Genomic DNA, 20,989 nt, shown 5'->3' with positions numbered 1-20,989 from the left:
TACAAGGGTCGCCATCACTGGCGACCCTTGTAAGGTACGCATAAATGCGTACCTGGTCACAAACTGTTCCGGTTTAACTCTGCGGCATGTCCGCACTCACTATCCAGGGCACGCCAAACTTATCGGTGAACATGCCGAAACCGTGCGCCCAGAATGTCGGCTCCCACGCTTTCGTCACCTCTCCGCCTGCGGATAAAGCATCAAACCAACGTTTTCCTTGCGCTTCATCGAGTGTCGATAAACATACGGAAAAGCCGGCGTAGTTTGCCTGCTGTGCGCCATCGCTCATCATCAATTCACCCTGACCGATGCGCAGCTGGGCATGCATGATTTGTTCTGGCGAGAAGGTCACGCCAGAGGGGCAGCCCTCATCCTCAACAGGGGTTTCATCCGGCATGTCACCGAAGGTCATTTTAAACAGTAGTTCGCCGTCAGTGGCCGCAAGATAAAAGGCGATCGCCTCTTCACAGCGGCCGTTGTAAAACAAATAAGGTGTAATTTGCATGGTCGGTTTTCCTTAACGTAAACGTACGGAGCAAGTGTAATGCGCAATTTTTAAAAAGCTGCGAGCCAAACCGCACTCTTAACTTTGCTGACAATCCAGGACACACCCTTACCTTTGTTGACAATAGCGGCGGAACAGCTGAGCCATATACGCGCTCATTGGGGTCAGTGCCGTGTCTTTCCGCTGGATCAAATAGAAGGTGGCTTTCGGTAACGGATCGTCAAGATCGAGGGCAATGAGCTGCCCACCGTGCGTAGGATCTTCGATCACATCGCGCGAGATGATGCTGACAAAATCACTTTTGGCGACCAGGCTGGTGCAGGCCATAAAGGTTTCGCAGGTCACCACGATCTTCGGTGCCATACCGCGCTCGCCAAACAGATCGTGCAGCAAGCGGTAATAACTGCCCTGCGGGGTCGGCATGGTCCAGTCGCAGTGCTGCAACTCATTCAGTGAGCGGGCATGCGCCATCGGGTGGCCTTTACGCATCACCACCTGATAGTCACGCTCCATTAGCCGCTCAAAAATCAGCTCCTGATCCAGATGATGTTGATCGTAGGTATTAATGGTGAAATCCAGCGCGCCCTGACGCAGTTCATGCACCATCGACACCAGTTGCCCCTCAACGATACGCACCTTCACCAGCGGGTATTCACGATGAAAGTGGGTGATCACCTGCGGCATGATAGTGCGCGCAATACTGCCGCCCACGCCGATATTCACCCGCCCCCCTGCCAATCCCAATCGCTGCTGAATATCCTCCTGCGCCACGCGCAATTCTTCCAGCACCAGACTGGCATGACGAAAAAAGTTATCACCGATATCCGTTAGCGTGACGCCTTGCTGACGACGTTCGAACAAACGTGCGCCAAGCGCCAGCTCCAGTTCCTGAATCGCTTTGGTCAGCGCAGGCTGTGAAAGTCCCGATAAGCGGCTGGCAGCGCGAATACTTCCCTGGCGGGCCACATCGACAAAGGCGCGCAGTTGATGAAATTTGAGGTTGGCAGGCATGATTTTTGTGATAACCGTTGTTTATCAGTGACAAGATATTCGCATCTTATGCGCACCAATACCATTGTGTAGATTCGGGATAATGCATAAAAAACCAACACAAAGGATATGCCGATGAAAACCCTCTCCGACCTCGTCAACGCGCGGATTCCGCAGATGCAAAGCTGGCGTCGCGACCTGCACCATTTTGCCGAATCGGGCTGGCTGGAGTTCCGTACTGCAACGATAGTGGCCGAAGAGCTGCATCGTCTTGGTTATCAGCTCAAGCTCGGCCGCGACGTGATCGATGCCGATGCGCGCATGGGCTTACCTTCTGACGAGGTACTGGCACAACAGGAAGCCCGTGCACTGGAGCAAGGCGCACTGCCACAGTGGATCTCGCATTTCTCAGGCGGCTTCTGCGGCGTAGTCGCCACGCTGGAGACCGGTCGTCCCGGCCCGGTGATGGGCTTCCGTGTCGATATGGATGCGCTGGACCAGAACGAAAGCCGTGATGCCGACCACATCCCTACCCGTGAAGGATTTGCCTCCTGCAACTCCGGCATGATGCACGCCTGCGGCCACGACGGCCATACTACTATCGGCCTGGCGCTGGCGGGCGTGTTGATGGAGATGAAAGATCAGCTCAGCGGCACCATTAAGATCATCTTCCAGCCTGCCGAAGAGGGCGTGCGTGGCGCTAAAGCGATGGTGGCCGCAGGCGTGGTGGATGATGTGGATCTGTTTACCGCTATCCATCTCGGCACAGGCGTACCTGCTGGCGAAATCGTTTGCGGCAGCGACAGCTTCCTGGCCACCACCAAACTGGACGTCAATTTCACTGGCGTCGGCGCGCATGCGGGCGGTAAACCAGAAGAGGGGCGTAACGCCTTGCTGGCCGCCGCGCAAGCTACACTGGCGCTGCACAACCTGCCACAACACAGCGGCGGTGTCGCACGCGTCAACGTAGGTGTGCTGCAGGCAGGCTCCGGACGCAACGTGGTACCCGATTATGCCCTGATGAAAGTGGAAACCCGTGGCGTCAGCAATCAGGTTAACGATGACATCTATCAGCAAGCCCTGCGCGTGATTTCCGGCGCAGCGGCGATGTATGGCGTTGAGTACGACATCAAACTAATGGGTGGCGCACGCAGCTGTACCCCAAGCCAGCCGTGGGTCGATTTTATCCACCAGCAGGCCGATGCCATGGGGATTTTCACCTCGGTAGTGGATACCAAAAAGCAGGCGGCGGGTTCGGAAGATGCCACATACATGCTGGAGCGCGTGCAGCAGCGTGGCGGTCAGTCATCTTATGTGATCTTCGGCTGCGATCTGGCGGCAGGCCACCACAACGCGAAGTTCGATTTTGACGAATCGATCATGGCTACGGCGGTGCAAACCCTTGCGACGCTGGCGCTGAATCAGGCACAGTTTGGAGGTCAGCGATGAGCCATCACGATTTTATCGATCGTTACATCAACGAAAACCAGCCGCGCTTCACCGCCCTTAGCGATGCCATCTGGGATGTACCGGAAACCCGCTTTGAAGAGACGCAATCCGCCGCCATTCTGGCCGATGCGCTGGAGCAGGAAGGCTTTGCCGTCGAGCGTGGCGTCGGCAATATCGACACCGCCTTTATCGCCAGCATCGGCAGTGGAAAACCGGTGATTGCTATCCTCGGTGAGTTTGATGCGCTGGCCGGTTTGAGCCAGCAATCAGGCTGCGCCACACCACAACCACTGGTGGAAAACGGCAACGGGCACGGCTGCGGCCACAACCTGCTGGGCACCGCCGGACTGGCCGCGGCCTTTGCCATCAAGGCATGGTGGGCAGAAAACGGCCAGCGCGGCACGCTACGCTTTTACGGTTGCCCAGGCGAGGAAGGCGGTTCTGGCAAAACCTTTATGGTGCGCGAAGGGCTGTTTGATGACGTGGATGCCGCTGTCACCTGGCATCCTGAAGGCTTCAGCGGCATGTTCAACCTCAGCACGCTGGCCAATATCCAGGCCGCATTTCACTTCAAAGGCGTGGCCGCGCACGCCGCTAACTCGCCGCATCTGGGACGCAGCGCGCTGGATGCCGTCACCCTGATGAACACCGGTGCCAACTTCCTGCGCGAGCACATCGTGCAGGAAGCGCGTGTGCACTACGCCGTGACCAACACCGGCGGTGTTTCCCCCAATGTGGTGCAAGCCGATGCCGAAGTGCTGTATCTGATCCGCGCGCCAGAACTCGATCAGGCACAGGATATTTATCAGCGGGTGATCAATATCGCCAAGGGCGCGGCCCTGATGACCGACACCACCATGACGGTGCGCTTCGATAAAGCCTGCTCCAACTATGTGCCGAATCGCGCGCTGGAAGCGGTGATGGAGCGCAACTTGCATCAGTTTGGCTTGCCCGAGTACAGCGCGGAGGAGCAGCAGTTCGCCGCCGAGATTCGTGCCACGCTAACGAAGGACGATCTGCGCAATGCGCGTTTGAACGCAGCGCGCACCGGCGGCGAGGCAGGCGTGGCATGGACCGAGGCGCTGGGCGACAAGATTTTGATGAATGAAGTGGCACCGTATGCCATAACGCGCGAGCTGCTGTATGGCTCAACCGATGTCGGCGATGTGAGTTGGGTGACGCCAACCGCGCAGTGCTTTGCGCCTTGCTTCGCCTTTGGTACTCCGCTGCACACCTGGCAACTGGTGGCGCAGGGCCGCACTTCGCTGGGCCACAAAGGCATGTGTCTGGCCGCCAAAGTGATGGCCGCCACCGCGCTGACCTTGTTGCAGGATGAAGAAGCACTGGCGCGCTGCCGCGAAGAGTTCCAGCGCGTGCGCCGCGAACAGCCCTACAGCTGCCCGATTCCGGCAGATGTGACGCCATCAAAATTATAAAAGCCTTAGCGGCATAAAAGATTCAATCCGGCGCAAACCCGGATGCAGTAACCCAAAAATAAAAACTAAAGCCCCAAATAATTCGAGTCGCAGTAAGGCGGCAAGTGCGGGCAGCTCCAGGAGCTGACATCAGTCAGTGACGGGGGTGCCCGCACGCAGACAACGCATCTGCGGCTTGAAGTATGACGGGCGCAAATACAACAGACATGACGAGGAATAACCGATGGAAGTGACCACGGAGAACCGCAGCCCAGGGAAGCTGTTTAGCTGGATTGAGCGGGTCGGCAACAAAGTGCCCAACCCGTTCTTACTGTTTGTCTATTTGATCGTGGTATTGATGGTCGCCACCGCGATTATCAGCTACTTCGATCTGGCAGTGAAAAATCCCACCAATGGCGAACTGGTGCGGGTCAACAACCTGCTGAGCGTGGCCGGGATTCAATGGATTCTGCCTAACATCATCAAAAACTTCAGCGGCTTCACGCCACTGGGGTCAATTCTGGCGCTGGTGATTGGTGCGGGTTTAGCAGAGAAAGTCGGCCTGCTGCAATCGCTGATGGTGAAGATGGCCTCACGCGTGAGCCGCCGCTACGCCAGCTATATGGTGCTGTTTATCGCCTTCTTCAGCCATATCTCATCGGATGCCGCGCTGGTGGTGATGCCACCGCTGGGCGCGCTGATCTTCCTCGCCGTGGGTCGTCATCCGGTGGCGGGTTTACTGGCGGCTATCGCGGGTGTCGCTTCCGGCTTTACCGCCAACCTGCTGATCGTTACCACCGACGTGCTGCTCTCCGGCATCAGTACCGAAGCGGCGAAAGCGGTGAGCGATACCGTGCACGTGAGTGTGATCGATAACTGGTTCTTTATGGCCAGCTCGGTGATTGTGCTGACGATTGCCGGTGCCATCCTTACTGATAAGTTTGTCGAGCCGCGTCTTCCTGCGTGGAACGGCGGCAACAACGATCGCCTGCCGCCGCTGACCGCGCTGGAGAACCGGGGCCTGCGGGCTGCGGGCATTGCCGCGCTGGTGTTTATCGCCCTGATGGGCCTGCTGGTGGTGCCAGAACATGCCCCCCTGCGTAACCCGAAAACCGGCGGCATCATTCCTTCGCCGTTTATTCAGGGCATTGTGCCGATCATCATCCTGTTCTTCTTTGTGGTGGCGATTGCTTACGGCGCCGTGACAAAGCAAATCCGTCGGGCCGATGACATCCCGCAGCTGCTGGTGGATCCAATGAAGAGCATGGCGGGCTTTATTGTGATGGTGTTCCCGCTGTCGCAGTTTGTCGCCTTCTTTAACTGGAGCAATATGGGCAAATTCATGGCAATCGGTCTGACCGATATGCTGGAAAGTGCCGGCATCAGTGGCGCGCCCGCGTTCCTCGGTTTGATGTTCTTGTCGGCATTCTTGTGCATGTTTATTGCCAGCGGCTCAGCCATCTGGTCGATTCTGGCGCCAGTGTTCGTGCCGATGTTTATGCTGCTCGGCTTCCATCCGGCCTTTGCGCAGATGATTTTCCGTATCGCGGATTCTGCCGTATTGCCCCTCGCGCCGATGTCACCGTTCCTGCCGCTGTTCCTCGGATTCCTGCAGCGATACCAAAAAGATGCGCAACTTGGCACCTATTATGTGCTGATCTTCCCGTATCCGGTGGTGTTCTTTATCAGCTGGATCATCCTGCTGCTGGCATGGTACGCACTGGGTTTACCGATTGGACCAGGCGTTTACCCCAGCCTGCACTAATCGCATCGCCATGGACGGCGATCACACTTCTGTGAACTGCAACGTAGATTGCGAAAATGTCACCGTTGCCCCTCTCGGCAACCCGCGATGAATTGATTATCCTGCTATTCCTTCGCTTGCTAACGGTTAATTATTTTTAAAACCAATTACAACCGTGCGAGTTCTGCAAACACCGAGGTTTACCCAATAATGACAACAATCACTTCGACAGGGATGGCGAACGATCACATCGCAGCGGATCGCCGCACCTTAGCCGGGCGCATCGATGCACTGCCCTCATCCGCAGGCTTATGGCGTTTTATTACGCTACTGGCGCTAGGCGGTTTTTTTGAGCTCTACGATCTCTTTGAAACCGGCTATATCAGTTCTGGTCTACTGGCTGCTGGCGTGTTTCATACCGGCTCGGAAGGGGTGTTCGGCATTGCTGACCAGGCCGCCTTCGCCTCGGCGACTTTCCTCGGCCTGTTCGTCGGCGCCAGCCTGCTGGCTCCCTATGCCGATCGCTTTGGTCGTCGTCTGACGTTTATGTGCGCACTGGCGTGGTACGGCGTGTTCTCACTGTTGATGGCCTTCCAGCAGAGCGCTGAAATGATCATCCTGTTCCGCTTCCTGGTCGGTATCGGCCTCGGTGTTGAGCTGGTGACCATTGATACCTATCTGTCCGAATGGGTGCCTGCTCATCTGCGCAGCCGCGCTTTTGCCTACTCTTTCTTTATCCAGTTCCTGTCGGTACCCGCGGTGGCGCTGATGTCATGGTGGCTGGTACCGCAAACTATTCTCAGCCTTGAAGGCTGGCGCTGGGTGGTGATCGCCGGTGCGGTTTGCTCGCTGGTGATCTGGCTGATTCGTAAAAACCTGCCGGAATCAGCGCGCTGGCTGGCGCAGCAGGGCCGTCATCAGGAAGCGCATAAGGTGCTGAGTGAGATGGAAAAACGCTGCGGGATTGCGCCGGGCGAAGATTTCTCTGACAGCGATGCCGCAGCAGCGTTGCCAAAAAAAGGTCGCTTTAGCGAGATTTGGTCCCCGGCTTACCGCAAGCGTACGCTGATGCTGGTAGTGATGAACTTCTTCCAGGCGATTGGCTTCTTCGGCTTTGGTAACTGGCTGCCCGCGCTGCTGTCCGGCAAAGGCGCAACGGTGACCCACAGCCTGCTGTATGCGTTCTTTATCACCCTGGCTTATCCGCTGGGTTCACTGATTTGCAGCCGCTACGCCGATAAGCTCGAGAACAAATGGCAGATCGTTTTCTCCTCCCTGATGACCGTGGTGTTCGGCACGCTGTTCGCACTGGCAACCAATCCGGTGCTGATGATCATCTGTGGCTTCCTGATCACCTACAGCAACGCGTGGCTGACCTTTAGCTACCACGCCTATCAGACCGAGATTTTCCCGACGCATATTCGCGCGCGTGCGGTCGGCTTCTGCTACTCCTTTAGCCGCCTGTCCACGGTGTTCAGCAGCATTTTGATCGGCATTATTTTGCAGTACGCCGGCAGTCAGGGCGTGATCGCCTTTATCGTCCTGAGCATGCTGATGGTGATGCTCTCAGTGGGGATTTACGGTCCGAAAACGCGCGGGCTGGATTTGGAGAATATTTGAGTCATCTATCGGTCGTGGGCGGAAAATAAGCCGCCCACTATTTCGCGAATTTGTCTAACTGCGCGAAGGCAATATCCCATGGCAAGCGCCTGCCACTGTCTCGCATCTGACAATAAGCCCGGCGTGCGCCATCTACTGTAATGATCTGGTGTTCAATCATTTCTTCCACAACCCAAAGCGTTCCACGAACGTCTATACCCTCTTCTCTGGCAACTCGATTAAGCGCTCTGTCACCGGTTAATAGCGGACAGATTTCCTGTTTAGCCAGGGCTAACGCAAAACAATCATTTCGGCTGGGCCCACGCACACGCTCAATGAGTTTTATGGCGTAAGTCATAGTGATTGAGCTTAATTCGCCAAGCACCAATCCTTTATCAAGCAAGTCGGCATGGTGGGTTTCAAGCTCATCAAAATAGAGTAAATCTGGCACGGTAAATTGGTAGGGCAATTCGAAGAGCGCATCTAACAAATCGCCCTCTTCCATATCAATTAAAATATTGGCATCACTGATGAGAATGATCATCCGACCACCCCAACTGCCGCTCGCGGTGAAAGGCGATTAATGAGACGCCCATCAGCTCAGCCGCTTTACCTTCACTGATGATCCCTTCGCCTAATGCGCGATAAATTAACTGTGGAAAAAGCAGAGTGCTCTCACGCGCAACCTGCTCACCAGGCTCCTGTTTACGCCATTTTCGCGCAGAGAACATCATGATCAGATCTTTGCGTTTTCCCTCTGTTATCACAGCCAGATCGGCAGCGCGATACACACAGGCCATCATGCTCAACCCATAATCCATTTTCTGTAAATAGAGCTCTTGCTCCTCAATACGAACACGGCGGTGGCCAAAATGCTGAAACACAGCATTAGCTGGGAAAAGCAAAGCCCCCGCAAAGCGATTGCACGCTTTCTCCTCATCCAGAGAAGATGCAAGACGACCATGTAAAATCAAATGGCCAAGCTCATGCGCTAAGGTAAAACGCTGGCGATCGCCCGGCCATTTTGCGGAGATAACGATGACGGGTATAGCGTCAATCATCGTCTGACAGCCATCAAACTTGTCAGAATGATCGACATCCGTGACGATCACCAGAATTCCATGGCTTTCCAGCACATCTATCAAATGCGTGATGGGTTGCTGACCGAGCCCCCACTGTAGCCGGACGTCATCCGCAATCGTTTCAAGCTGCGGATAGTTTTCAACAAACTCAGCGGGAAGATCAGGTTGAGCAAAAGTGGCAACGGGAAAATTAGGCCACAGATTGGCAAGTTCAAGCCACCGTTCTGCCTGATCAATCACATCCGCATGGATCTGCGCCAACATTTTGGCTGATAGCGTTTGGCGTTTACGGTACTCAATATTTTTCAGTGCAACCGTCGTCGGGCGGAAGAAATATTCGTTACGCACACCTAGCGCACGCGACATTTTCACCAGCACGGCAGATCCCGGCATACTTTCGTTATGCTCGTATTTCTTGATCATGTTAGCGCTGACGCCCGCTTTCTCAGCCAGCTGCTTCATGGATAAGCCCGCAGCGGAACGCGCGCGCAATAAACGTTCTCCAAACACACTGACCTCCGTTGGTTTATAAAATAGATAAATTTTATAATTTCATAAACCGGAATTATGTGCGCTTAACGATGGCCTTGCAACAAGAGGGATGAAAAATGAGACAAGGCTTGTAGGGATTTAAATTTGAGGGGGTGTGGAACACAATGATTGCAACGGTATGCATAAATGCTTCATGGGGTCAGTAAATTCAGTGAAACGATACGCATGAATGCGCACCCTACAGGGATTGGGGGCGGTTTTTCAGGTTTAGATTTGGAGAATATCTGAATACTGCGCAATAAATTGCGCCGCGACCAGATCAGTACGATCTGGTGCGGCGCGATTTATCGTGCTTTAAAACGCAGTGTTGGCTTACTGCCCTTCCAGCACCTTAATGTCCGCGCTGCCCTGCTTCGACTCGACCGCTTCATCCTTGCGCAGCTTCGCCACATCCTTCGCCGTCACCGACGACTTCACGCCATTACCCCAGCTGCCACGGATAAAGTTCACCACATCTGCCACCTGGTTGTCGTTCAGACGCCAACCGAATGCCGGCATGGTGATGGCTGACGGAGCGCCCTGCACGCCAGGCAAGGTGCCGCCCACCAATACGATGTGTATCAGCGAGGTCGGGTCCTCCGCCATGACGACCGGATTGCCGCGCAGTGCCGGGTAGAAACGTTGATAACCGCTGCCGTCGGTCTTATGACAGGCCGCACAGCTATCGACATACACCGAAGCACCTGGCTGGCTGTCATCGCCCTTCCACAACGCTTTGGCGACCGCATCATCCTGCGTGAACACCGTCTGGCTGGCATCCTTCGCACCCAGCGACTTCAGATATTTAGCAATCGCGCTGATATCTTCATCGTTGAGATACTGCAGGCTGTGCTGCACCACATCGGTCATGCCACCAAATACGGCGTTGTGATCGTTGCGGCCAAAGCGCAGGAACTGCTTCAGATCGTCTTCGCTCCAGCGGCCTAAACCATCACGGTTGTCACCGCGCAGATTGCTGGCGGTCCAGCCATCAATCGGTGCGCTACTGCCTGAAAGGTAATCATTGCCTTCGCCGTTGGTCAGCGCTTTTTCCTGCATGGTGATGCTACGCGGTGTATGGCAGGCACCGCAGTGACCCAGACCTTCCACCAGATAGCGACCACGCGCTAGCGCCGGATCTTCCTGCGCGGCTGGCTGGAACGCTTTCACGTCTGGCGCGAAGATGCCACGCCAGATGGAGAGCGGCCAGCGCATCGACAGCGGCCAGGGAATGTTGCTGTCTTTGTTGGCCTGCGCCACCGGCTGTACGCCATGCATAAAGTAGGCATACAGCGCCTGCATGTCTTCATCGCTGACTACCGCGTAGGACGGATATGGCATCGCCGGATAGAGCGTCTCGCCATTTTTCGCCACGCCATGACGCACCGCTTTCTGGAAATCGTCGTAGCTGTAGTCACCAATACCGGTGGTTTTATCCGGGGTGATGTTAGTGGAGTAAATGGTGCCAATTGGCGTCGCCATCGGTAAGCCACCGGCAAACGGCTTGCCGCCCTCGGTGCTATGGCAGGCTACGCAGTCACCCGCGCGTGCCAGATACTCACCGCGCTTCACCAGAGCGTCCGAACCTGCTTCGTCCGCCACTGCGGCGAACGTCATCGTGCCCAGAAACAGGGCCAAAATGCTTTTGATCATCGCCGTGTTCCTTATGCCTGAACCAGGGGGCCGGGGTTCTTCAGATACTGTTCGCGGATAGCTTTAGCTGACCAATAGCTCAGCGCCGCCACCATGCCGGTTGGGTTATAGCCGAGGCCCTGCGGGAACGCAGAGGCACCTGGCACAAACACGTTAGGCACATCCCAGCTCTGCAGATAACGGTTCACCGCACTGGTTTTCGGATCTTCACCCATGATCGCACCGCCGCTCATATGCGTGGTCTGGTACACGGTGGTATCGAAGTGAGAGCCTGGTCCTTTGGCGCCGCCGATGATCATTTTCGGGTTCATCGCTTCGGTGATCTTGCGCATCTTGCCGACCATAAACTGCGCCATCTTGATGTCGTTGTCCTGCCAGTCAAAGGTCATGCGCAGCAGCGGCTGGCCATAGACATCTTTGTAGTTCGGATCAAGATCGAGATAGTTGGCGCGATACGACTGGTGCGCGCCGTGCGCATCCATCGAAATATGATGGTTATAGGTATCAGCCACAGCGGCTTTCCACTGGCTGCCCCAGTTTGGCGTGCCTTTCGGCGTCGGCAAACCGGAGATCGGTTTGGTACCCGCCTGGTTCACCCAGAACGGGGAGCCGCCAACAAAACCATGTGGGCCGTGGTCGAAGTTGTCTGCGTTGAAGTCATCCACTGCCACGCCCGCACCGCCCGCACCAATAAACGGGTTGGTGGTGGTGTTCTTGTCGAACAGCGCTTTCAGGGTCGAGATGTTCTGATAGGCGAAGTTACGGCCCACCACACCTTCGTTGCTGATCGGGTTGTACGGTTTGCCGATGCCTGACAGCAGCATCAGATGCACGTTGTGGAACTGGAACGCAGACAGAATCACCAGATCCGCTGGCTGCACCACTTCACGCCCCTGACCATCCAGATAGGTCACGCCGGTGGCGCGCTTCTTGTCATCGGTCAGATTGACGCGCAGCACGTAGGAGTTGTTACGCAGTTCGAACTTCGGCTCCTGACGCAGCGCGGGCAGAATATTCACGTTCGGCGAAGCTTTGGAGTACATGTAGCAGGCATAACCGCTGCAGTAACCGCAGAAGTTGCACGGCCCCATCTGCGCACCGTAGGTGTTGGTGTACGGGCCAGAGGTGTTGGCAGACGGCATATCATACGGGTGATAACCCACTGATTCAGCGGCCTGGGCAAACAGCTGTGCCGAGTAAGTACGCTTCTGCGCAGGCAGTGGGAAAGCACTGGAACGATCCGGCGCGTAAGGGTTCCCGCCTTTCTCTTTGCCTTGCAGCTGGCCTTTGATCGACCAGGCGCTGCCGGATGTACCAAATACTTTCTCAGCCTGATCAAAGAACGGCTCCAGCTCATCATAGCTGACGCCGAAATCCTGGATGGTCATGCCTTCCGGGATGAAGTTTTTGCCGTAGCGCTGCTCGTAGTGGCTGCGCAGGTTCAGCTCCACCGGATCGACACGGAAATGCACGCCTGACCAGTGCAGACCTGCACCGCCGGTGCCGGTGCCCGGCAAAAACGCCGCCAGCTGACGATACGGCACCGCAGTTTGCGAGGCATCGTGACGGATGGTCACGGTGCTTTTCGACAGATCCTGGAACAACTTTTTACGGATGTTATAGGTCAGTTCATCAATCGACTGCGGATAGGATCCATCAGGATAGGTATCACGATGTGGACCGCGCTCCAGCGCCACCACCGTCAGACCGGCTTCGGTCAGCTCTTTCGCCATGATGGCTCCGGCCCAGCCGAAACCCACCACCACCGCGTCTACTTTTTTCAATTCATTTGCCACGGTTACGCCCTCTCCCCGCGAATATCCACTGACGGGAACGGATAACGTTCACCGCGCTCCACCCAATCCATAAAGTCGGCACGTGCGCCAGGGAAGCCAATCAGCTTCCAGCCCACCATGCCCTGATTTCCACCGTGGATCGGATCGCTGAAGTAACCCTCGCGGGTGTTCTGCAGCAGGAAGGAGAAGAAGGTTTTGCTATTGAGCTGCGGGAACTGTGCCTCACCGCTCTCAAACGTGGTCAGCAGTGCGTCCTGCTGTTCGCCGGTTAGCTCAGCGAACACTTTGCCGTGCTGCTTTTTGCTCCAGCCATCGGCATCGGCCAGACCCAGACGATAAATCTGCTGCGGCACCAGCGGAGACTGATAACCCAGCTCTTTAGGCAGATCGGGATTGAACGGCCCCTGCATATACCAGTTGCTGCCGGTGGCATACGGCGTGTTCATCTGACGATCGATAAACTCCGGTACACCGGCTTCCAGTGCGCCAGGCCCGCGTTCATCATTGGGGATCAGGCGCGCCACTGCCGCAGTGATAAAGGCGAACTCTTCCGCCGTAAACCAGCTTGGCTGATAAGCGCGTGCTTGTTGAGGTGCGACGGGTTGCTCTGCTGCTCCTGCGGCCATCGGCACCACTAACGCGCCCATTGCCGAACCGCCAACGGCCATGGCTGGCGCCAGGGTGATGGTTCTCAGCAGAAAATCCCTGCGACTGTGACCATTTTTTTGTTCTGACATGACATTGCCTCATTACCACATGAATGCGGTATGAAAGTTGACTCGTTGCGTTGTATTGTTTTTTTAGTTGTGGCTTAAGGGATACAGCGTCACTGTTACCGGTAACAGTGCGCATAGTGTAACACCACAACTGTTATTAATTTAGTTTCTCGAAACAAATGCGCACAAAATACTTAACAAGTCATGGTGTCGCTTTACATCGCAGCAGCGATGCTGTCATCGTCAGATACAACCCACAACAGACAAAGCACTGTCTGACGCGGTATAAAAGAGTACACACAACAGCGGAGTGCCTATGTTTAAGTCCTATTTTCCGCGGCCAGCGCTGTTTTTCAGCTCGGCCGCGATTTGGAGTTTGATTGCGATTTTTGCCTGGTTTGGCTTTTTCAATGATTTTCCAGCACGCTGGCCTGCGCTACAGGCCGCAATGCAGCAGCCATTGCCAACCAATGCCAGCCGCTTTATTCATGCGAGCCAACTGTGGTTTTATGCCTATTACTGGATCGTCGCAGCGATTTTCGCCCTTGCATGGAAGGTGATCGATAACCATCCGTGGCAGCGCTGGTCAGTGTGGGGGGCAGCATTGATCATCTTTGTCACCTGGTTTGGTGTGCAGGTCGGCGTAGCGGTCAATGCCTGGTATGGTCCATTCTATGACTTGATTCAAAAAGCCTTAACCAAAGCCGGATCGGTGCAGATTGCTGAATTTTACCAGCAGGTTCTTGCCTTTTTAGGTATCGCATTGATTGCGGTGGTGATTGGCGTGATGAACTCATTCTTTATCAGCCACTGGGTGTTCCGCTGGCGCACCGCGATGAACAATTACTACATGCACAACTGGCAGCGCCTGCGCCATGTGGAAGGTGCCGCTCAGCGTGTGCAGGAAGACACCATGCGATTTGCCAGCACGTTGGAAGATTGGGGCGTGAGTTTTATTCAGGCGATCATGACGCTGGTAGCGTTCCTGCCGGTGTTGATCACCCTGTCACATCACGTGAAAGATATCCCGCTGTTGGGCAATATCCCGTATGCGTTGGTGATTGCGGCGGTGCTGTGGTCGGTGTTTGGTACCGGACTGCTGGCAATCGTCGGGATTAAGCTGCCAGGGCTGGAGTTCCGCAATCAACGTGTGGAAGCGGCCTATCGTAAAGAGCTGGTGTATGGCGAAGACAACGCCGATCGCGCGTCACCGCCGACGGTGAATGAGCTGTTTAGCCGCGTGCGCTTTAACTATTTCCGACTCTATTTCCACTATCTCTATTTCAACATCACCCGCATTCTCTATCTGCAGGTCGATAACGTGTTTGGGCTGTTCCTGCTGTTTCCGTCGATTGTTGCCGGGACCATCACACTCGGTTTGCTCAACCAGATTACTAACGTGTTTGACCAGGTGCGCTCATCGTTCCAGTATCTGATCTCCTCCTGGTCAACACTGGTCGAACTGATGTCGATCTACAAACGTCTGCGCAGTTTCGAGCAGATTCTGTCGGATATCCCGCATCAAGAGATGATGCGCGAGTCGGCGGAGTAAGGTTGTTGTAGCGGCGTTATTTATTGCGCATCTGTCAGCGGTTATATCGCTTCAGGTGCGCGCGATAAATCGCGCCGCTACCCTTCTCATCAATCAGCTGCCATCAGTCTGCTAACAACGTAAACACCTTCTCAACCGCATACGCACCCGGATCTTTCACTCCATCCAGACTTTGTTGGTTCAGATAAGCCGAACGTCCCGCTTTGGCACTCTGCATTTTTGCTGTGGCATCCGCGCCTTGCTGAGCGGCTTTCGCCGCAGCGGCCAGTGACTCACCCGCCACTAACGCCTCCAGCGCCGGTTGCAGCGCATCCACTAACGTACGATGCCCCGGCTGCGCGCCACCGTAGTGCTTCATGCGCTCCAGACCATGCATTAATGCCTGCGGCAGTGCGCTGCCCTCTTCCAGTTTTTGCCCGGCGCTGGTGAACAGAATCGACATCAGTACGCCGCTTGAACCGCCCATCACCGTCGCCAGTTGCTCACCGATCAGCGCCATTAAGGTCGGCAACTCATCCAGCGGCAACTGCTTGTCACGCAGGCCGCGTTGAATCTTCTTCGCACCCGCAGCAAAGGTTGAGCCGGTATCGCCGTCGCCGACTTTGGCATCCAGCGCATTGAGTTCGCTTTCCAGATCGATCAACGTCTGCGTCACGCGCTCGACATGTTTTGCCACTTCAGCGTTGTCGGACGGATCGAAATCCAGCACGCTGCCAACTTTTTCCGCGCTCTGCAAACTGATCGGTGCGAAGTCATAGACCGGTACCCAGCCCAGCACCTGCACCGGCGCATTGAGTGCCTCAAGGAAGGGTTCTTCCAGCGCCAGCAATGACAGCGAGAAGCCTTTCATATCCAGGGCGCTGACCAGGGTTGCCGGACCGATAAGGTGGGTAACCCGCGCCGCCAGTGGCGATTGCAATACTTCGCGCGTCAACACCGCCAGCTCCAGCTGGGAGAAGCCGCCGAGATTATTGATCAACAGCAGCGCCTGTTTGCCGTCTGGCAGCGACTGCGCCAGCTTATCGGTCATAATGCTGCTGATCTTTCGACTGTTTTGGGTATCAAGTGTCACCACGCCCGGTTCGCCGTGGATGCCCATGCCCAGCTCGCTGTGGCCCGCTTCGACACGTTCATCACGCTTTTCGCCCGGGATATGGCAGGTAGCAAACGCCAGCCCAATCGATGAGGTGGCGTCGATGGCACGCTGCGCCAGCGCTTTGACTTCATCCAGCGATTGCCCCTGCTCGGCGGCAAAACCGGCGATCTTATGCACCAGCACGGTTCCAGCGATGCCGCGCGGCTGAGGATTTTCGGGCAGTGCAATATCGTCCTGCACCATCACCAACTCGACGTTGTAGCCGAGATTTTTCGCTTTCTCCGCCGCCAGCCCGAAGTTCAACCGGTCGCCGGTGTAGTTCTTCACAATCAGCAGACAACCTGCATCGCCCGTGACATTGATGATGGCATTGAGCACCGCATCGACGCTCGGTGAGGCAAAGATATCGCCGCATACCGCCGCCGTGAGCATGCCTTTGCCGACAAAACCGGCGTGCGCCGGTTCATGGCCCGATCCGCCGCCGGAGATCAGCGCCACTTTGCTCTTATCCCAATCTGTGCGCACCACCACGCGGATCTCATCTCCGAGATCGAGACGGCTCAGGTTATGCCAGGGCGTGCTCAGCAAAACCCCTTCGATGGCTTCGTTCACCAGATCGTTTTTCTCATGCATAAAAAACTGGCTCATTGCTTCCTCTCCATTGGTGTTGTCGAGGTAAAAGGTAGCGTATATCGCGGGGCGAGCGGGGAAGGAAAGTGCGGAAATGCAAAGGGCGGCACACGCCGCCCTTGAGTTTCAGATAACTGCCGCTTACAGCGCGATGCGCAGGACGCTATCCGGGTTTTTTGGTGGCTCTTTACGGGTGCCTGGCTGCTTGATGCTAACAAACAGCGCTTTACCGTCTGCTGACAGCGCCAGGCTGTTTGGCAGGCCCGGTGCTTTCACCGTGCGCTTCACTTTATAAGAGCTGGCGTCGATGATGCTGATCTCGCCGGCTTTACGGTGCGTCACATACAGCTCGTTGCGGTCGGCATTGAACAGCACCGCCAGCGATTCTGGCACATCAATCTTATGAATCACCTGCTGAGTGCGGGAATCCAGCACCAGCACCTGAGGCTGTTTAGAGTCGCTCAGGAAGATGCGATGGCCCTGGGTATCCAGCGCGATATTCAGGAAGAAGTGGTCTTTGTCGCCATCGATTTTCTGACGTTTTTCAATCGCGTTCAGGCGCGTATTGATGGTCACCAGTTCGCCATCGGCGTTGGTTACGTACAACTTCTGTGCCGCAGAATCGATGGCCAGGCCGGTGCCCATTTTACCGGTGTTTGGTACGGTGCTAACCAGCTTCAGGGTTTTGCCATCCACAACCCACACCACGCTCTGCTCACCGAGGCCGGTAACATACACGCGGTCGGTGGCCGCATCCGCAACCACTTCACGCGGCTGCAGTGGACGGACAGTTTCGCTGCGCTGACGTGCATCCAGCACCAGCGAGTTCAGCACTTTACCGCTGCTGGCATCGACCGAGGTCAGCGCCGCATCACGGGTATTGCCGAAGAACAGCGTGTTGGTTTTCTGGTTGATGGCGGCGCCAAAGGTCGGCAGATCGGTGTTGATGGTCTGCTTCACTGACAGATCCTGCGGATCGAGACGATAAACGGTGCCGCCTTTGGTGCTGGCGTTTTGCGCCGTGGCGAGGAACAGCGCGTTATCGCTGTTGCTGAACGCCAGTTCGTAAGCCCCTTTGGAAATCACCTGGTTCAGCGGCTGAGACTCCGCTGCCAGCACCGCAGAGGAAGATAACAGCGCCGTTGCCAGCAGCAATGGACGCAACGCCCATGTTGTTTTAATCGCTTTCATAACTTCTCCATAGCAAATCCACCGCCTCATGGCAGTGAAGTGAAAGCCCGACAATGCAACCAATTTCAGAATGACAGCCCGAGGCGAGCCGACGAAGGATGTTAGTTTTTGAGAATAGTAATCATTTAGGTAGGAAAGTAACAGAATTTTATGCAGTTACCAACGCCGCCAGGGCGCCCTAAGGCACCCTGTCAGCACAGATCGTTAATGCAGATTTATTTGATCAACTCAGCAGTCATGTGCACGCCGTTGTTGAAATTGGCTTCAGTCACTTTATAGGAAGCACCAGCTTTGTGCGCCTGAGCAGCGATTTGCGCTTCTGCACCATCCAGCGTTGAAGCACATGCGGTGACGCTTTGCGCAAAGCTAGCGAATGGCAGAGCAGAGAGAGCGATAACAGCAGCAAAAGTTTTGATAGATTTCATGGTCAATTCCTCAATGATTTTTTATCGGATAAGGCGTCATCGCCTTGTTGAGATAAATAATAGGCGTGAATTCGATCACAAAAAAGCAGAGAGATTTGCCGTAGTTATTCGATTAATTTGAATATAAAAAGCACATTTGGATTAACCTATGTGCAAAGGGTTAAAAAACTGGGTTTTTAGAGTGGTGCAGGATTTATGTCTGCGTGGTTTGCCAGAAAAAAGAAAGGTCGCCATCAATGGCGACCTACAGGTATGTGAGCTTTTTATAGGATCGACGCTGATGGCGACCCTGACACAGCAAGCTATTTAACCGTGATGACGAACGCGGGTGAAAATAGTGATAGCCGCCAGTAGCATCAGCACGCCGCTGGCGAGGAACACACCGCCCGCGCCATTGAGATCAAACATCCAGCCACCGGCCGCAGCACCTGCGGTGATCGCCAACTGAATGGTCGCCACCAGCAAACCGCCGCCGGATTCCGCATCATCCGGCACCGCCCGGGAGATCCACGTTGACCAGCCGGTCGGCATCGAACCGAATGCCAGGCCCCACACCGCCACGCCGGCACCGACCAGCCACGGCAGATTGCCAAAACTCACCAGCACCACCGCCGTCACACTCATTACCAGCGCCATGCCGGTCAGCGTCAGCGACACGCTGCGCGTTACCAGGTAACCCGCCAGTGAGGTGCCGAAGAAGTTCGCCACGCCAAACGCCAGCAGCACCAGCGATAGCTGATTGATATTGAGCTGCGCGCTGCTTTCCAGGAACGGACGCAGATAAGTAAAGAAGGCAAAGTGACCGGTGAACATCATGATCACTGCCAGCATGCCCCAGCGCATCAGGCTGTTACGCAGCAGATCCAGCACGCCGCCGCTGCGCGCTTTATTCTCTGGTGGCATCGCAGGCAGTGTGAAGAACTGCCAGAACAGCGCCAGCACGCCCAATGCACCGGTCAGCAGGAAGATATTACGCCAGCCAATAATGCCGCCGAGATAACTGCCCAACGGTGCGGCAATGATGGTGGCCAGCGAAATGCCGCTAAACACTATCGACAGCGCCTTTGGCACTTGATCGCTGGGCACCAGTCGCATAGTGATGGCAGTGGAAAGCGTCCAGAAGCCGCCAATCGCCATGCCGAGCAGCACACGCGCCAGCAGGATCATTGGCAGATTTTCTGCAAAGGCCACCAACAGCGCCGAGGCAATCAGCAGCAGCGTAAAGGCCAGCATCACGACGCGACGATCGAGACGACGCGTAAGGTTGCCGACCACCAGACTGGTGAGCAATGCCACCAGCGCAGTCACGGTCACCGTTTGGCCCGCTTGCCCTTCGCTCACCTGCAGCGAGTCGGCAATCGGTGTCAGCAAGCTCACCGGCAGAAATTCGGCAGTAATCAGGCCGAACACGCCAAATGCCATGGCAAACACCGCGCCCCATGCAGGTTTATCCACCGCTATACTTGTTTCGACTACTTCAGTATCCAGACTCATTTGCGATCCCCATCACAAAAATTCAGGTTGTAAGCATAGTGAGATGACGCAAGACGATCTATGATACAAAAACTTTGTTTTTTGATAATTCGTCTGGATTCGTATGAGCCGCTATGAAGATCTGACCAGTGAACTGCTAATGGGCATGCGCCTGTACGGCGTGAAATATCAGCGTATCGCCTTACATAACCCTTTTGGTTTGCAATACGATGACGCGCCGGGCAAAGCACAATTGCACTTTGTTGGACGTGGATCGTTAATGATCCGCTCAGCGTCTGGCGTGATCTATCCGTTGCAGGCAGGCGATGCGATGCTGATCCCGCACGGCAAAGCGCACGCGTTGATCTCCAGCGAAGACGCCATTTGTGAACCGATTGGCACCTTCAACAGCAAACCGATCTGTGGCAGCGTTTGTGACATCGCTGACAGCAGCGAAGGTTGCCCGGACGACAGCGATGTCATTTTATTTAGCGCCTGCATGGCGTTTGAACTCGGCGGCATGCAGCCGCTGGTACACACCATGCCGGATGTCATGCTGGTGAGTACCTTGCTGGCGCAGTACCCGGAAATCCAGCCGATTCTCGATGCGATGGAGCGTGAAACCCGCGAGCGCAAAGCCGGTTTCGCCGGGATTCTGTCCCGACTGGCGGATGTGGTGGCGGCACAGATTGTGCGCGGCTGGGTGGAAAACGGCTGCGGCAAAGGCAGTGGATTAGTGCAGGCACTGCGCGATCCGCGTCTTAGCCTGGCGATGGCAGCCATGCATCGTGAGCCGGGCGAAAACTGGACGGTGGAGCGTTTGGCACGCGAATCGGGCAGTTCACGCTCAGTGTTTGCCGCCCGTTTTCAAACGGCTACCGGCATGACGCCGCTGCGCTACCTCACTGAACTGCGCATGCGGCTGGCGGTGGAACGTATCGTCAATGAGGGCGAAGCGGTGGAAAGCGTCGCCTTCCACCTCGGATACGGCTCGCTGGCGGCGTTTAGCCGGGCGTTTAAACGCATTGTTGGCTCACCACCCGGCGCATTAAGGGCAGCGCGCGAGACGCTTTAACGCAACACGCCGATCGCTTCCACCAAGCGATTCTCCTGACGCTTCGGTGCATTTCGCGCCGCGTGCA

Annotated in this window: 17 protein-coding genes; 6 read left to right on the top strand and 11 right to left on the bottom strand. The window is 55.7% G+C overall.

Annotated elements, in window-relative coordinates:
- Positions 1-73 precede the first annotated feature (73 nt).
- Together yjdN and FD744_RS13190 are read right to left on the bottom strand one after the other, a co-directional pair.
- Complete coding sequence (yjdN, locus tag FD744_RS13195) at positions 74-505, bottom strand: VOC family metalloprotein YjdN (RefSeq protein ID WP_160868441.1); 432 nt, start codon at positions 503-505, stop codon at positions 74-76.
- Positions 506-613: 108 nt separating this feature from the next.
- Positions 614-1,516, bottom strand: a complete 903-nt coding sequence (locus FD744_RS13190; protein ID WP_160868440.1) for a LysR family transcriptional regulator — start codon at positions 1,514-1,516, stop codon at positions 614-616.
- A gap of 114 nt (positions 1,517-1,630) precedes the next feature.
- Here FD744_RS13190 and FD744_RS13185 point away from each other — a divergent pair, with 114 nt between their 5' ends.
- The 4 genes from FD744_RS13185 (at position 1,631) to FD744_RS13170 (ending at position 7,723) form a co-directional block, all read left to right on the top strand.
- Positions 1,631-2,944: an amidohydrolase gene (locus tag FD744_RS13185; protein ID WP_160868439.1), complete on the top strand. Its 1,314-nt coding sequence runs from the start codon at positions 1,631-1,633 to the stop codon at positions 2,942-2,944.
- Complete coding sequence (locus FD744_RS13180) at positions 2,941-4,380, top strand: M20 family metallopeptidase (protein WP_160868438.1); 1,440 nt, start codon at positions 2,941-2,943, stop codon at positions 4,378-4,380. Before FD744_RS13185 ends, FD744_RS13180 begins: the two co-directional genes overlap by 4 nt.
- 223 nt (positions 4,381-4,603) lie before the next feature.
- Positions 4,604-6,124, top strand: a complete 1,521-nt coding sequence (gene abgT, locus FD744_RS13175) for a p-aminobenzoyl-glutamate transporter (protein WP_160868437.1) — start codon at positions 4,604-4,606, stop codon at positions 6,122-6,124.
- A 189-nt stretch (positions 6,125-6,313) separates the two neighbouring features.
- The gene (locus FD744_RS13170) at positions 6,314-7,723 is read left to right on the top strand and encodes an MFS transporter (RefSeq protein WP_034826822.1); all 1,410 of its coding nucleotides are present in this window, start codon (positions 6,314-6,316) and stop codon (positions 7,721-7,723) included.
- 37 nt (positions 7,724-7,760) lie between these two features.
- Here the strand turns inward: FD744_RS13170 and FD744_RS13165 are convergent, their stop codons facing one another.
- The 5 genes from FD744_RS13165 to FD744_RS13145 all read right to left on the bottom strand — a co-directional run bounded on the left by FD744_RS13165 (position 7,761) and on the right by FD744_RS13145 (position 13,501).
- The gene (locus FD744_RS13165) at positions 7,761-8,246 is read right to left on the bottom strand and encodes a PIN domain-containing protein (protein ID WP_160868436.1); all 486 of its coding nucleotides are present in this window, start codon (positions 8,244-8,246) and stop codon (positions 7,761-7,763) included.
- Entirely contained in the window at positions 8,227-9,294 is a 1,068-nt protein-coding gene (locus FD744_RS13160; protein WP_160868435.1) for an XRE family transcriptional regulator, read from the bottom strand. Before FD744_RS13160 ends, FD744_RS13165 begins: the two co-directional genes overlap by 20 nt.
- 354 nt (positions 9,295-9,648) lie before the next feature.
- Complete coding sequence (locus FD744_RS13155) at positions 9,649-10,968, bottom strand: cytochrome c (RefSeq protein ID WP_160868434.1); 1,320 nt, start codon at positions 10,966-10,968, stop codon at positions 9,649-9,651.
- A gap of 11 nt (positions 10,969-10,979) precedes the next feature.
- Complete coding sequence (locus tag FD744_RS13150; RefSeq protein WP_058962217.1) at positions 10,980-12,764, bottom strand: GMC family oxidoreductase; 1,785 nt, start codon at positions 12,762-12,764, stop codon at positions 10,980-10,982.
- A 2-nt stretch (positions 12,765-12,766) separates the two neighbouring features.
- On the bottom strand, positions 12,767-13,501 hold the full coding sequence (locus tag FD744_RS13145; protein WP_058962216.1) for a gluconate 2-dehydrogenase subunit 3 family protein: 735 nt from the start codon (positions 13,499-13,501) through the stop codon (positions 12,767-12,769).
- A 295-nt stretch (positions 13,502-13,796) separates the two neighbouring features.
- Between FD744_RS13145 and sbmA the strand changes: the two genes are divergently transcribed.
- Complete coding sequence (sbmA, locus tag FD744_RS13140) at positions 13,797-15,032, top strand: peptide antibiotic transporter SbmA (protein ID WP_034826847.1); 1,236 nt, start codon at positions 13,797-13,799, stop codon at positions 15,030-15,032.
- Positions 15,033-15,135: 103 nt separating this feature from the next.
- Here the strand turns inward: sbmA and FD744_RS13135 are convergent, their stop codons facing one another.
- The 4 genes from FD744_RS13135 to FD744_RS13120 form a co-directional block, all read right to left on the bottom strand.
- Positions 15,136-16,776 carry a dihydroxyacetone kinase subunit DhaK gene (locus FD744_RS13135; RefSeq protein ID WP_160868433.1) on the bottom strand — a complete coding sequence of 547 codons (1,641 nt, stop codon included), beginning with the start codon at positions 16,774-16,776 and terminating at the stop codon, positions 15,136-15,138.
- 123 nt (positions 16,777-16,899) lie between these two features.
- On the bottom strand, positions 16,900-17,949 hold the full coding sequence (locus tag FD744_RS13130; RefSeq protein ID WP_160868432.1) for a YncE family protein: 1,050 nt from the start codon (positions 17,947-17,949) through the stop codon (positions 16,900-16,902).
- A 215-nt stretch (positions 17,950-18,164) separates the two neighbouring features.
- A complete protein-coding gene (locus FD744_RS13125) occupies positions 18,165-18,374 on the bottom strand; it encodes a DUF1471 domain-containing protein (protein WP_034826853.1) in 210 nt (69 codons plus the stop codon).
- Positions 18,375-18,680: 306 nt separating this feature from the next.
- Positions 18,681-19,868: an MFS transporter gene (locus FD744_RS13120; protein ID WP_160868431.1), complete on the bottom strand. Its 1,188-nt coding sequence runs from the start codon at positions 19,866-19,868 to the stop codon at positions 18,681-18,683.
- A 103-nt stretch (positions 19,869-19,971) separates the two neighbouring features.
- Between FD744_RS13120 and FD744_RS13115 the strand changes: the two genes are divergently transcribed.
- Positions 19,972-20,922 (top strand): AraC family transcriptional regulator, encoded by a 951-nt coding sequence (locus FD744_RS13115; RefSeq protein WP_097118970.1) that lies wholly within the window; start codon positions 19,972-19,974, stop codon positions 20,920-20,922.
- Positions 20,923-20,989 lie beyond the last annotated feature (67 nt).

This window comes from Pantoea sp. Taur (genome assembly GCF_009830025.1).
In the GTDB taxonomy this organism is placed as follows: Bacteria; Pseudomonadota; Gammaproteobacteria; order Enterobacterales; family Enterobacteriaceae; genus Pantoea; species Pantoea communis.
This window is presented reverse-complemented; position numbering and strand designations above follow the sequence as displayed.